Below are 13,456 nucleotides of genomic sequence, written 5' to 3' on the forward strand. Positions count from 1 at the left end.
AAGTCCGCATAACCCGGCGATAACAGCCGGAGGGCAGAATGTTCGAGTCGATGGTGGCATGGATGGATTACCTCCATAGATATCGGAAGAGGTCCGTTCCGCCCATCGTTCATTAATCTATCGATGTTTGCAACCCCTTGCCGGGAATCGGGATCTTCGCGCTGCCGCACGATCATCAGCGGCCGGCCGACGAGCCAGCTCCCTGTTGGGGAGGCGGCGCCGCACCCCTATAGGACAGTTCCCCGGTCGTCAGGTTGCAAATCCCTGTTATCGGGACTGCACTTCGGACAGGGCTGTCGCTTGGCTAGCATGAACTAACTCAGGGCTCACGCCCGGCGTCGTTCATAGGAGACCGCTTCATGGCATCGAAAACCGCTCTTGCACCCGTCAAAATCGACCAGCTCGAAGTCGACCTGCTGGTCATCGGCTCCGGCACCGGCCTGGCCACCGCGTTGGCCGCCAAGGAACTCGGCTTGAACGTAGCCGTGGCCGAGAAAACCAAATACGTGGGCGGCTCCACCGCCCGTTCGGGCGGTGCCTTCTGGATTCCCGCCAACACGGTGCTCAAGCGCGACGGAGCCGTCGACTCCCTGGACCGCGGTGAGAAGTACATCGAGTCCGTCGTGGACGGCTCGGGGCCGGCCGAGCGCTGGAAGGCCTTCCTGGAGTACGGCGACGAGACCGTCAAGATGCTCGAACGCATGACCCAGCTGAGCTTCTTCTGGTCCAAGGGATACTCCGACTACCACCCCGAAAAGCCAGGAGGCAGTGCCGCGGGCCGCTCGGTCGAGTCGCGCCCCTTCGACCTGAACAAGCTCGGCGACCAGCTGCGCCGCTTCCAGCCGGCCACCATGGCCGCTCCCATGCCGATGCCGGTGACCGGCGCTGACTACAAGTGGATGAACCTCATTGCCAAGGCGCCGCACAAGGCATTCCCGCTGATTGTCAAGCGTCTCATCCAGGGTGCCGGAGGGCTTTTGATCGGCCGCAACTACAGCGCCGGGGGCCAGGCCATCGCCGGGGGCATGTATGCCGGGGCGCTGGATGCAGGCATCCCGGTCTGGACCGAAGCAAAGCTGGTGGATCTGGAATTCACCGACGGCGTTGTCACCGGGGCGCTCCTGGAGCAGGCCGGCGAACGCGTGAGCGTGCGCACCAAGTATGGCGTGGTGCTGGCCGCCGGCGGCTACGACCACAACATGAAGATGCGCCAGGAGCACCAGAGCCCCTCCCTCGTCGAGGACCTGAGCCTGGGCGCCAAGGGCAACCACGGAGATGCCATTGAAGTGGCGCAGAAGCACAACGCCCAGCTGGCGAGCATGCAGCAGTCCTGGTGGTTCCCGGCAGTGTCGCCGCTCAAGCCCGGATCCTCGGCAAAGATCCTGCTGGCCGAGCGCTCGCTGCCCGGATCCTTCATGGTCGACCAGTCGGGACGCCGATTCATCAACGAGTCCACCGACTACATGAGCTTCGGCCAGGAGATCCTGCGCCGCGAAGCGGAAGGCGACCCGGTGGGCCAGATGTGGCTGATCTTCGACCAGACCTACCGCGACAGCTACATCTTCGCCGGGCAGTGCTACCCGCGCATGGCACTTCCCGAGTCCTGGTACAAGGCGGGCGTCGCACATAAGTCTTCGTCAATCAGCAAGCTCGCCAGCAAGATCGAGGTTCCCGTGCAGGCTCTGGAGAAGACCCTGGATGCGTTCAACGAGGGGGCAGGAACCGGCATCGACGACCAGTTCGGCCGCGGCGAGTCCGCCTACGACCGCTACTACGGCGACCCGACCCAGCACCCGAACCCGAACCTGCGCGCGTTGGACGGCAAGACGTATTACGCGGTGAAGATCGTGCTCTCGGACCTGGGAACCTGCGGCGGCGTGATGACCGACGCCCATGGCCGCGCACTGGACACCTCGGGCGACGTCATCGAGGGCCTTTACGCCCAGGGCAACACCGCCGCGAACATCTTCGGCAACGTGTACCCGGGCGCCGGCGCCACCATTGGGCAGGGGCTGGTCTTCGGCACCATCATCGCCACCCACGCCGCGCAGAAGGCCCGCGACCTGGTCGCCAGCGCGTAGTCGTCGCCCTGCACCACGGGCAGCTGCGCGAGATGTGCGGCGGCGGACATGATGGAAATCGGCCGCGCTGGGCTGGACTGGCAGTAGCGGACGTTGGATCTTCGGACCCAGCCTCCGCTGCCGCCGCTCCGGCCCAGCGCGTCTGCGCCGGCAGGGCAGACGGCTTCCGGGGCCGGCGGGAATGTAATTGCCGCCCGAAGGATCTGCAATCATCCTTCGGGCGGAAAACTCCACCTTCCCTGCAAATACACGGATCCGCAGGGGCCTGCTGAACGTAGCGGGTTCGCCGGTGGTAAATAATGCAGAATCTACTGGGCGAACTGCGTCTCGTAAAGCTCGGTGTATTTCCCGCCCAGGGCCAGCAGCTCGCTGTGCGTGCCGCGCTCGATGATGCGCCCGCCCTCGACCACCAGGATCTGGTCCGCGGAACGGATGGTCGACAGCCGGTGCGCGATGATCAGCGCGGTGCGGTTCTCCAGTGCCTCGGTCAGGGCAGCCTGCACCGCCGCCTCGTTCGCCGAGTCCAGCGCCGCCGTCGCCTCGTCCAGGATGACCACCTGCGGGGCCGCCAGCAGCAGCCGGGCGATGGTCATGCGCTGGCGTTCGCCGCCGGAGAGCCGGTAGCCGCGCTCTCCCACCACGGTGTCCAGCCCGTCGGGCAGGGCGGCGATGACCGGCTTCAGCCGGGCGCGTTCCAGTGCTTCCCAGAGCTGCGAATCTTCGGCTCCGGGGCGTGCGAGCAGCAGGTTGGAGCGGATCGACTCATGGAACAGGTGCCCGTCCTGGGTGACCATGGAGACGGTTTCGCGCAGCGAATCGAGCTTCAGCTCGCGGATGTCGGTTCCCGCCAGTTCAACGGTCCCGGAATCCACGTCGTAGAGGCGGGCCAGCAGGGAGGCGATGGTCGACTTGCCTGCGCCCGAGGAGCCGACGAGCGCCACGGTCTGCCCGGCCTTCACCTCGAAATCGATGTCGTGCAGGACTTCCTGTCCGCCGCGGGTATCCAGCACCGCGACCTCTTCCAGGGAAGCCAGCGACACCTTGTCCGCGCTCGGGTAGGAGAAGTTCACGTGGGAGAACTTCACCGGTACCGGCCCGGGTTCCAGGCGGCGGGCGTTGGGTGCATCCTTGATCAGCGGTTCCAGGTCCAGCACCTCGAACACCCGGTCGAAGCTGACCAGTGCGCTGGTGATCTCCACCCGGGCGTTGGCCAATGCAGTCAGCGGAGCGTACAACCGGGTCAGCAGCATTCCCAGGACCACCACGTCGCCGGCGGCCAGTTCCCCGCGCACCGCATACATGCCGCCCAAGCCATATACCAAGGCCAGAGCCAAGGCGGCGACCAGGGTCAGGGTCGCCACGAAGTAGTACTGGCGCATGGTCATCTTCACGCCGATGTCCCGGACACGGCCTGCGCGCAGCGCGAACTGGTGGGATTCATCCTTGGGCCGGCCGAAAAGCTTGATCAGGGTCGCGCCGGGCGCCGAGAACCGCTCGGTCATCTGGTTGCCCATCGCGGCGTTGAGGTCCGCGGATTCCCTGCGCAGCATCGCGACGGATCGCCCGAAATGCCGCGCGGGAAGCAGGAAGAGCGGAAGCAGCACCAGCGCGATGGCCGTGACCTGCCAGGAAGTCGTGAACATGACTGCCGCGGTGAGGATCAGCGCCACGGTATTGGAAACCAGTCCGGACAAGGTTCCCGCGAAGGCGGCCTGCGCGCCGATCACGTCGTTGTTCAAGCGGCTGACCAGCGCGCCGGTGCGGGTGCGGGCAAAGAACGCCACCGGCATCTTCTGCACATGGTCGAACACCGCCGTGCGCAGGTCGAAGATGATTCCCTCGCCGAGCTTGGAAGAGAACCAGCGGACCACGATGGAGACGATCGCGTCCAGCACCGCCACCGCCGCGATGATCAGCGCCAGGTTGATGATGATCCGAATGCCGCTTTGGGCCACAATTTCATCCACGATCCGGCCCGCGAGCACGGGGGTGATGACCGCCAGCACCGCCGAACAGATGGAAAAGACCACGAAGATGAGCAGTCGGGTCTTGTAGCCCGCGGCAAATTTCAGAACGCGTTTCGGCGTCGTAGGGGCGTAGGCCTTGCCCTTGTCCCCCGACAGCCTCCAGAGGGAATGCCAAGCGGCATTTTCCATGCTCATTGTGTCTTCTCGCGTTCCTACTCGGGCCAATGCTGCAACTTACCTGCTCATGGTGTCAGCAAGCGGGCCGTTGCTTCCAGCTAGGGTCAGCTTAGGCGACGACCTGCATTCCAGGAGCTCCTGCCTGAGGAATTATCCAGACGCCCATCCGGAGCGCTCCCCCAGCCGCACGCAGGGCGGCTGCCGGGCGCAGCCAGCCTCGCAGGCTCCGGCAGATGGGCGACGCAATTCCCGTGCCGCTCCGGCGCTCCCTCCAGGATCGGCTACGCAGGCAAAAGAGCCCTCTGACTTGACGCCGCGCATGTCGCAGCAGCTTCCCGCCCGGGACGGCACGGCGCGCCATTGGCCTGTTCCTGGCTATGCCGTTCCACGAAACTCCGTTGTCAACCAACCCGCTGGCAACCACCCACGCCGCGCGCCGAGACCCGCGTTCCAGTTCATTTCCGAGATTCGGCGCGATTTTTCATGCCGCTGAGGCTGAAGCCCGAGCCAGGTCCGCGGCCCCGATCAATCCGGCCAAAGAGCCCAACTGCGCGCGGCAGACCTGCGCGAAGGGGCGGAATCCCCGCCCGGACAGGGTGCGCCGGTAGTGCGCTTCGGCCACGGCGAGCAGCTCGGTCTGCGCCGAACCCAGGCCGCCGCCGATGACCACCATGCCCGGATCCAGCACGGAGACCAGGTTCGAGATGCCAAGTCCCAGCCACTGGCCCATTTCCTCGACCAGGTCCCTGCAGGCCAGGTCACCGCTGGCCGCGAGCTCGGTCACCAGCGCGCCGGTCACCGCCTCCGGATCGTCGTTGCATGCCTCGCGCAGGTTGTGGGCGATGGGAGACTTGGATCGCACCAGTTCAGCGCCGTCGCGGCCCAGCGCGTTCCCGGAGGCGTACTGCTCCCAGCAGCCGCGGTTTCCGCAGGCGCAGCGGTGTCCGCCGGGCACGATCACCTGATGGCCGAACTCGCCGGCGATGCCTGAATTGCCGCGGTGCACCTCGCCGCCCAGGATGATCGATCCGCCGATCCCGGTGCCAAGGGTCAGGCAGACCACGTCATTGACGCCGCGGGCGGCGCCGAAGCGGTATTCGGCCCATCCGGCCGCGTCCGCGTCGTTGACCAGGGTGACCGGCTGGCCCAGCTGGCCTTCCAGCCGGTCGCGCACGGGCTCGTCGCGCCAGGACAGGTGCGGGCTGAACAGCACGCGGCTTGAATCGCGGTTCATCCACCCTGCGGCCCCCACGCCCACGGGGCAGCGCAGGTCCCCGTCGCCCAGCTCCCGGACGAGCTCCACGATGGCCCGTTCGGTGGCGGCCACGTCCCGGGCCGGCGTGGGGCGGTGGATCTGCCTGGTGACGGCGCCGCTGGAGTCAACCAACGCAGCAAGGATCTTGGTTCCGCCAATGTCGACGCCGATGGAAGGTTCGGAGGTTTGCATAGTCACACAGCATAAACCCGGCCGCGCCCAACCCGGAAAGCGGAGGATGCCCTTGAGCCGCTACCCGGCCGCTGGGGCCGCGGCGGACTCCTCCTGCTCGCGGACCCCGGAGGCCTCGATCAGCACCACCAGCAGCACCATGACTGCCGCGGCGCCCAGCACCGAGATCACCGCAATCTGGACGTCGGATTCGGCGGTGGGCGTCAGCTGCGCCAGCAGCGGAGCGCCGCCGATCAGCAGCGCGCCCACGGGGAAGAGCCACTTATACGCCCCGCGCAGGCACAGCCGAAGGATCAGCGCCCAGACGCCCAGGAGGAAAACCGACACCGGAATGCTCAATGTGGCCACCGCCGCGGCGGAGCTCAGCCCGGAGCTGCCGGCCTCATGGTCGAGCAGCACCTTGACCCCGGCGGAAAATGCGCCGGCGGCGGCGAAGACAAAGTAGTGGCCATAGCCGAAGATCATCGGCGCCCGCCGCGTGCGCAGCCAGGTGCTGGCGTTCGAAGAGAAGTACACCCACCAGAGCCCGGCGGCCAGGATGAATCCGCCCACGCCGAGCAGCGAAAACTGGAGCAGCTGGTTGGCGTTCTCGACCGCGTTGGCCGCCGCGACGGTGGAGGCCAGCACCGATTCGCCCAGCACGATCAGCGTGAAGCATCCGTAGCGGTCGGCGATGTGCTCCGGATGCCACGGCGTCTGGCCGCTCCGCTCGGCGATCAACGGCACCAGCAGCTCCAGGGCGACCAGGAGAAGGAACACCGGAATGGCCCATCCGGCGGGAGTCAGCGGATAGCAGACCCAGAACACCTGCACCACGGCGATGCCCACCGCATAGCGCAGGGCGGTTTTCCGCAGCCCCGGGTGGCTGCGCGATGCCCGGATCCACTGCGCCACCAGCGCCAGGCGCATCACCACATATCCGGCGATAATGAGGTGGAAGTTCCCGTCGGCCATCGCCGGGGTGGTTCCCACCGCGAGAATCACCACGCCGGCCATCTGGGTCAGCGCCAGCACCCGGTAGAGCCAGTCATCCGCATCGAAGGCGCTGGCGAACCAGGTGAAATTCATCCAGGCCCACTACACCGCGAAGAACACCATCAGGTAGGCCCGCAGCCCGCCGGCGATATCGGCGTGGGTTTCAGCGGCCACCAGCTGGGCCGATGCCAGCGAGACGGATACCGCGAAGATCAGGTCGAAGAACAGTTCCAGCGGACTGGAGGACCTGAAGATCTCCGAGGGATCCCTCGGGCGCATGCGCTTGACCCGCAGTTTGCCCGGGGCGTAGGGATGATTGTCCGGCACGTCGACCACGCTTCGTTCCTGAGTCTAAAAAATATCTGGTGCTCAAGAATACGAAGCACGGCGGCAAATAATCTACGGCTTGCGCAGATAAGCTACTGGGCCTCGCCGAGCAGCACGTCCTGCGCAACTTCCTGCGCACTCTCGTGCACGGCGCCGATGTGGCTGAGCCTGCGTCCGGCGAGGGCGAACACCAGGATGGACATCGCCACCGCGCCGGCGCCCAACCAGTACGGAGCCGCAGCGCCCAGGGCTGCCGCCAGCGGGCCCGCGACAGCCGGGGCCACCGCGCCGCCGAGGAATCGCACGCCGGAGTAGGTGCTGCTGGCCACGTTCCGCGGCAGATCGGTCGCTTCCATGACCGCTTCGGTCAACGCGGTGTTCATGACGCCAAGCACCAGGCCGGCAACGATGACCAGAATGACCAGCGTCGTCAATTGCTCGTGGAAGAGCGCCATCGAGCCCAGCAGGGCGGCAAGCAGACCCAGCATCGCGAACAGCACCGGACGCAGCCCGAATTTGCGGGTTGCCGGCGGCGCCACCAGCACCGAGGTGATCGCCAGCGCCAACCCCCAGCCGAAGAACACGAGTCCGAGCTCGGTGGCGCCGAAGTCCAGCCCGGCAGCATGCGCCGCGGCTTCCAGGGGGAAGGGAGTGTAGGCAAGCAGGATGAAGAAGCCGAAATTGTAGAACACCGCCGTGAGGGACAGGGCCAGCAGGGCCGGATTGCGCAGCGCCTTGAAGCTGGCGGCGATGGAGATCTTGGCAGGTGCAGGGGCCCCGGACGGCAGCTTGAGGAAGGCGAGGATCGCCACGAGGGCGATGCCCATGAGCACCGCGGTGCCGAAGAACGGGCCGCGCCACGACAGGTTGCCCAGCACTCCGCCAACCAGCGGCCCGACGGCCATGCCGACACCCAGCGCCGCCTCGTAGAGGACGATTGCCTGGCGGCTGCCCCCGCTGGCGGCGCCGACAATGGCGGCCAGCGCGGTGGAGATGAACAAGGCATTGCCCAAGCCCCATCCCGCGCGGAATCCCAGGATCTCGTTGACGCTGGAGCTGGCGCCGGCCAGCGCAGCGAATGCGACGATGAGGACCAGCCCGATGACCAGGGTTTTTTTCACACCCAGATGCCCGGACACCCAGCTGGTGAAGAACATCGCAATGCCGGTGATGAACAGGTAGCTGGTGAACAGCAGCATGGTTTGGGACTGGCTTGCCTCAAGCGCCCGGCTGATGGCCGGGAGGATGGGGTCGACCAGGCCGATGCCCATAAAGGAGACCATGCAGGCAAAGGCGATGGCCCAGACCGAGCCCGGCTGCTTCAGCAGCGACGTCCGTGTGCTTCCGGCTTGCGTCATTCGATCGTTCTCATTTCCCGCTGATGCGATGTCTTTCTCTTGCGCGCGATCTGCGCTCTTCGTGAATATTCATGGCGGCTGCCCCGGCACCGCCCACTTGCCGACCCGTGGAGCTCAAGGGCAATGAGCTATTACATAGTGACACTATACATTCGCTCACATAGCTTGGCTATGTAAAATCTGCAGGCTCTCAGGGGCCTTCGACGCGCTTCCTGAGAGCGGGCGCGCAGTAAATGTGGATCAGTGCACCATAAGTGCACTATTATGCATCCATGGACGAGAATACCCAGAGGCTTGCCAATTCCATTGGCGCGAGGGTCAGGCAGGAGCGCCTGTCCCTTCAGTGGACCTTGGACCAGCTGGCGGATCATGCCGGCATCAGCCGGCGCATGCTAGGGCGTGTCTCCTAAATCTAGTTGTGTGCACGCGCCATGATTGAGTCGTGGCACAAAGGTCTAGATTTACGCAGTTCACGAATGCGCAATGGGAACGAGTCGAACCACTCCTGCCATCGAACGAAGGCCGTAAAGGCCGTCCCTTCAGTGACAACCGCCGCGTCGTAGAAGGCATCATCTACCGTTACCGGACCGGAATCCCGTGGCGTGATCTCCCTGACCGGTATGGCCCTTGGCAGACCGTCTGGAAGCGGCATCGCCGCTACGCAACCGACGGCACCTGGGACCGCGTATTCGCGCACATCCTCGCCGAGGCCGATGCCGTAGGTGATATTGACTGGAACGTGTCGATTGACGCGACGATCAGCCGTGCTCACCAGCACGGCACGAACCTTCCGCGTCCGGACCAGGACACAGGGGGCTCTATCGAATTACAAGAATCTGCCGTTATGCGAGGTTGAACCGGAAGGTCATGGGATAGGGAGATCGCGCGGAGGGTTGAGCACGAAGGTGCATTTCGCGGTCGATGGGCATGGCCGCCCATTATCGATTGTGGTCACGGGTGGGCAACGTCACGACGGCGCGATGCTCCAGGAAGTAATCGGCGATATTCGAGTGCCAAGAACCGGGTCGGGGAACGCGCGGACGCGCCCCGAGTCGCTGCTTGCTGATCGTGGTTACACGTCACGAGTGAACCGCACGTACCTGCGTAAGCGGGGCATCACTGCTGTGATTCCGGAGAAATCTAACGAGATCGCTGCCAGGAAGCGTAGGGGTCGCGCGGGTGGGCGCCCGCCGGGGTTCGATGCTGAGAAGTATAAAGATCGCAACGTGGTCGAGCGGGCGTTTGGATTGATGAAGCAGTGGCGGGGGCTTGCGACTCGTTATGACAAGCTTGCGGTCACGTATCGTGCGGGAGTGGTGTTGGCAGCGATTCTGGTCTGGCTACGGATATAAGAGACACGCCCTAGTCAATGTCGAGCAGGGAGCCGCGAACCCCAGCGTCGGAACGCTGCTCCGACTCAGCGACTCCCTCGGGGTCGGCCTGCCTGCGCTGGTTGAGCCGCCACAGCTCAAAGCCGTCAAGATCACCCGCCGGGGTGAGGGCGCGGTACTGTGGGCCGGCAAGCACGGCGGCCGCGGCGTGCTTCTGGGTGGCACACGCTCCCCCAATGTCATCGAGCTCTGGGACTGGACCCTCAAGCCGGGCGAAAGCCATGACAGCGACGCGCACGTCGCGGGCACCGAAGAGCTCCTCCAGGTACTGGAGGGCGAACTCACGGTGCGGGTAGGCACCGAAACCCATGTGCTCGGAGAATCCGATGCACTGTGCTTCCCGGGCGACGAGCCCCACGCCTACGAGAACAATTCAAACGCACCATTGCGCTTCACGCTGACCGTCTTCGAGCCGGGGGTCGGAACGTCCCACCGCCAGTTGGGCTCCGATGCACCTGCCAATTAACTTCATCCGGGCTACGGCCGGGAACCGTTTGAGGAGTCGACGATGACGGCGCGCCTTACCGGCAACAGCCTTCCTCCATGGAGCATGGCGATCGCCGCCATGCTCTCCATCCAGCTGGCCAACGCCCTGTCCGTGGGAGTGCTGCGCGAAGTCGGCCCGGCGGGCACCGCATGGCTCCGGCTCTGTTTCGGCGTTGTGTTCCTCTGGATCATCTCCCGCCCGGCGATCCGTTCCATCCGCCGCAAGGACCTTCCCTCGCTGCTGATTCTGGGCACCGTCACCGGCTTCATGACGGTGTTCTTCCTGGGAGCAGTGGAACGCATCCCGCTGGGCACGGCGGTAGCCATCGAGTTCCTCGGGCCGCTGGCAGTTGCCGGCATCATGAGCGGCAACCGCAGGGCCCTGATCTGGCCCGCCACAGCACTGGTCGGCATCATCCTGTTGACCGAGCCCTGGTCCGGTTCCTTCGACCCCATCGGTGTCGGACTGGCTCTGGCCGCAGGCGCATGCTGGGCTTTGTACAACATCCTCACCCAGCGCGTCGGCGACCGATTCGCCGGCATCAGCGGCTTGTCGCTGACCATTCCCATCGCCGCGCTGGCCACCCTTCCGGTCGGGCTTCCCCAGGTAATCAACGGCAATCTCGTCTGGTGGGTACTGCCCGCGGCGGCCGGGATCGCCTTGATTACGCCGGTCATCGCCTTCGGGCTGGAGATGCTGGCGCTGAAGCGCATGAATCATACGTCCTTCGGCACGCTCCTGTCAGTCGAACCGGCTTTTGGCGTGCTCATCGGCCTGCTGGTTCTCGGCCAAGCCCCTTCGACTTACCAGGCTATTGGCGTCGTCATCGTCGTGATCGCCGGCGCCGCCGCCCAATGGGATGGAGCGCGAAAGTTCAGCGGCGAACTCACCGAAATCGCGGCCCCCACACAGGGCCCGCAGTAGCGTTCGCTCCCGGAACACCCCTATCGCACCGTCACAGCAAGCAAGGATGACAGCATGAAACCCAGCGCCCTGATCACCGGAGCCACCGGCGGCATTGGACACGCCATCGCCGGAGCGTTGGCACCGACCCATCACCTCTTTCTGGCGGGGAGGAATATCGAAGCGTTACAGCTCGTTGCTGCCAGCTTTCCGTCCGCCACGCCACTGCTCGCCGACCTCGGGTTCCCGGGCGGCATGGATCAGCTCGCTGCGCAGATCTCCTCCCTTGATGTCTTGGTGCACAGCGCCGGGATACTTCGCATGGGAACCGTGGAAGAGACAGCTCAGAATGACTGGGAGCAAAGCATGCAGGTTAATGTGCTTGCTCCGGTAGAGCTCACCCGCGCCCTACTGCCAGCCCTGCGCAGGGCGCACGGCCATGTGTTCATGATCAATTCAGGCCTCGGGCACCGCACCATTGCAGGGTCGGGTGCATACAGCGCCAGCAAATTCGCCATGAAAGCGTTTGCTGACACCCTCCGGCTCGAAGAAGCTTCGAATGGCCTCAAGGTCACTTCCATCCATCCGGGGCGTGTTGCCACACCGATGCAGGAGCAACTGCATTCTTGGGAAGAGAAGGCCTACGACGCGGAAAACTGGGTCCGCCCCGAACAAGTTGCTCAGGCTCTCATGACCGCGCTTGCTTTGGGTGGCCGCGCGAACTTGGATTCGATCGACATCAATCCTTCACCGCGGCCAAAAGCCTAAGGTTGCCGCGCGAAGTTGAACGAAAAATTTGTTCATCCTTGCCGGACTTCTACCAATGGCCCATCGGCGAATTGATCAAAAAATTTGTTCAGATGAGACTCAGCTCGAACACCCACCGATTGGCGGCTTCGAATCGGGCATCAGAAACCCTCCCGCCAATGCAACTGGCATTGGCTGGGCCGCTGGCAACGGAATCTGATCAAAAAATTTGTTCAGTGCGGTTTTCTGCTCGCGGATCGACACCCCCAACGAAAAGTCACGCTGATTCCACAGGCAGCGACCACTGAACAAAAAATTTGTTCACTTCAGTGCTTTCTGAAGGGTTTTCAGAGTAGTCTGGCGAGATCTGAACCCGCATCTCACGGGAACTGCCACCAGATCAAGATGAATCTAGAACAACAATGATGCAGTTAATTCGAATTTTTCACCACATTTTTCTTCCTATTTCGCATCCCAGTGAATTCTGCATCGAACGGTTACACTCGTTGTGATTTCGAATTCTCGACGTATTCTTTGGATGGCAACGTGACTGCTGATAGGAACCATGCGCTCCCCCGTGTGGGGTCGCCCTTTGGCCAGCAACGCCCCGACAGCGCTGAAACCCCGGTTCTCAACATCGAGCTGCCAGCTCGGCACCCCTTTGATGCCCGGGGGATTTTTTCGTTCCTGGAAGCAAGGGCGATAGCTGGGGTCGAGATTGCGGATCTTTCACAGCAAGACAAATTGATATATGCAAGATCATTCATACTCCCAAGTGGGCCCGCCGCCGTTCGACTTGTCGCACGCAATCATGGATCCGAAGGCTGGTCCCTGACTGCCGAGCTTGAACTCGCGGATTTGTGCGATCAGGCTGCTGCAATCTCCCGGATACGACGCCTCTTGGATCTTGACGCCGACTCCAGCGCCATCGATGCAGCGCTGCAGGAAGACCCCGCACTGGCTCCGAGTGTTCTTCGTACCCCGGGAATCCGGGTGCCAGGCGCGATCGACCCGCATGAGCTGGTCATCCGAGCCATTGTCGGCCAACAGATTTCGGTCAAGGCAGCTCGCACTCATCTCTCCAGGCTCGCAACTCAAGCCGGCGCCCTCTACACGTCGAACTTCGACGGTTTGGACAGGCTCTTTCCCACCTCCCGGGAGATCATTGAAACCGTGCCCGAACCGGCAGCAGAAACCCCGCTGGATCCCCAGCGCGTTCTGCGGCTCCCCCGCCGGTCGATCTCCGCACTTCGCGGTGCAGCCAGTGCGTTGGAGAGCGGTGAACTGGCTATCGGGTTCGAAAGCGATCCCGAACTGCTGCGGCAGAACCTGCTTCGCACCCCTGGCATCGGGCCGTGGACCGCCGCCTATCTCTCCATGCGCGTGCTCGCTGATCCAGATGCCTGGATGCGCAACGATGTCGCATTGGTTTCAGGAGCGGCACGCCTCGGCATTCTGGAGCCGCCGCATTCGAAGAGCTCCAGCCACCGATTGCTCGAGGACTACGCCCAGCGTTGGTCCCCCTGGCGCTCCTACGCTTCCATGCACCTGTGGCAGGCAGCTTCAGGCTGATCCCGGTCGCCGCCTACCGATATC

The 13,456-nt window shown here is 64.1% G+C and carries 9 protein-coding genes and 1 pseudogene; 6 read left to right on the forward strand and 4 right to left on the reverse strand.

Annotation, left to right across the window (positions count from 1 at the left end; translation table 11 throughout):
• The first annotated feature begins 359 nt into the window (after nucleotides 1–359).
• Nucleotides 360–2,081: a 3-ketosteroid-delta-1-dehydrogenase gene (locus JQN66_RS17030; RefSeq protein WP_204676066.1), complete on the forward strand. Its 1,722-nt coding sequence runs from the start codon at nucleotides 360–362 to the stop codon at nucleotides 2,079–2,081.
• 308 nt (nucleotides 2,082–2,389) lie between these two features.
• Here the strand turns inward: JQN66_RS17030 and JQN66_RS17035 are convergent, their stop codons facing one another.
• From JQN66_RS17035 to JQN66_RS17055, 4 genes and pseudogenes are all read right to left on the reverse strand, one after another.
• Nucleotides 2,390–4,243, reverse strand: coding sequence for an ABC transporter ATP-binding protein (locus tag JQN66_RS17035; protein ID WP_204676067.1), 1,854 nt, complete (start codon nucleotides 4,241–4,243; stop codon nucleotides 2,390–2,392).
• A 463-nt stretch (nucleotides 4,244–4,706) separates the two neighbouring features.
• The gene (locus tag JQN66_RS17040) at nucleotides 4,707–5,672 is read right to left on the reverse strand and encodes an ROK family protein (RefSeq protein ID WP_204677679.1); all 966 of its coding nucleotides are present in this window, start codon (nucleotides 5,670–5,672) and stop codon (nucleotides 4,707–4,709) included.
• 60 nt (nucleotides 5,673–5,732) lie between these two features.
• A pseudogene (locus tag JQN66_RS17045) lies at nucleotides 5,733–6,926 on the reverse strand (low temperature requirement protein A).
• 140 nt (nucleotides 6,927–7,066) lie between these two features.
• Nucleotides 7,067–8,332, reverse strand: a complete 1,266-nt coding sequence (locus tag JQN66_RS17055; protein WP_204676070.1) for an MFS transporter — start codon at nucleotides 8,330–8,332, stop codon at nucleotides 7,067–7,069.
• A gap of 442 nt (nucleotides 8,333–8,774) precedes the next feature.
• Between JQN66_RS17055 and JQN66_RS17060 the strand changes: the two genes are divergently transcribed.
• From JQN66_RS17060 to JQN66_RS17080, 5 genes are all read left to right on the forward strand, one after another.
• Nucleotides 8,775–9,684, forward strand: a protein-coding gene (locus JQN66_RS17060; protein ID WP_239464072.1) for an IS5 family transposase whose coding sequence is annotated in 2 segments (ribosomal slippage) — nucleotides 8,775–9,143 and nucleotides 9,145–9,684 — 909 coding nt in all. Because the reading frame shifts where the segments join, the coding sequence is not laid out codon by codon here.
• A complete protein-coding gene (locus tag JQN66_RS17065; protein WP_239464073.1) occupies nucleotides 9,638–10,189 on the forward strand; it encodes a cupin domain-containing protein in 552 nt (183 codons plus the stop codon). Before JQN66_RS17060 ends, JQN66_RS17065 begins: the two co-directional genes overlap by 47 nt.
• 42 nt (nucleotides 10,190–10,231) lie before the next feature.
• Nucleotides 10,232–11,134: an EamA family transporter gene (locus tag JQN66_RS17070; RefSeq protein WP_239464074.1), complete on the forward strand. Its 903-nt coding sequence runs from the start codon at nucleotides 10,232–10,234 to the stop codon at nucleotides 11,132–11,134.
• A gap of 54 nt (nucleotides 11,135–11,188) precedes the next feature.
• Nucleotides 11,189–11,881 carry an SDR family oxidoreductase gene (locus JQN66_RS17075; protein WP_204676072.1) on the forward strand — a complete coding sequence of 231 codons (693 nt, stop codon included), beginning with the start codon at nucleotides 11,189–11,191 and terminating at the stop codon, nucleotides 11,879–11,881.
• A 558-nt stretch (nucleotides 11,882–12,439) separates the two neighbouring features.
• Nucleotides 12,440–13,432, forward strand: a complete 993-nt coding sequence (locus tag JQN66_RS17080; protein ID WP_239464247.1) for a DNA-3-methyladenine glycosylase family protein — start codon at nucleotides 12,440–12,442, stop codon at nucleotides 13,430–13,432.
• The last annotated feature ends 24 nt before the right edge of the window (nucleotides 13,433–13,456 follow it).

The organism is Glutamicibacter protophormiae, assembly GCF_016894325.1.
Lineage (GTDB): Bacteria > Actinomycetota > Actinomycetes > Actinomycetales > Micrococcaceae > Glutamicibacter > Glutamicibacter protophormiae.

Bases quoted from the DNA above. Each gene is read 5' to 3' on its own strand.
- JQN66_RS17055 (WP_204676070.1), bottom strand. From the start codon at position 8,332: ATGACGCAAGCCGGAAGCACACGGACGTCGCTGCTGAAGCAGCCGGGC.
- JQN66_RS17075 (WP_204676072.1), top strand. From the start codon at position 11,189: ATGAAACCCAGCGCCCTGATCACCGGAGCCACCGGCGGCATTGGACAC.
- JQN66_RS17070 (WP_239464074.1), top strand. From the start codon at position 10,232: ATGACGGCGCGCCTTACCGGCAACAGCCTTCCTCCATGGAGCATGGCG.
- JQN66_RS17030 (WP_204676066.1), top strand. From the start codon at position 360: ATGGCATCGAAAACCGCTCTTGCACCCGTCAAAATCGACCAGCTCGAA.
- JQN66_RS17040 (WP_204677679.1), bottom strand. From the start codon at position 5,672: ATGCAAACCTCCGAACCTTCCATCGGCGTCGACATTGGCGGAACCAAG.
- JQN66_RS17035 (WP_204676067.1), bottom strand. From the start codon at position 4,243: ATGAGCATGGAAAATGCCGCTTGGCATTCCCTCTGGAGGCTGTCGGGG.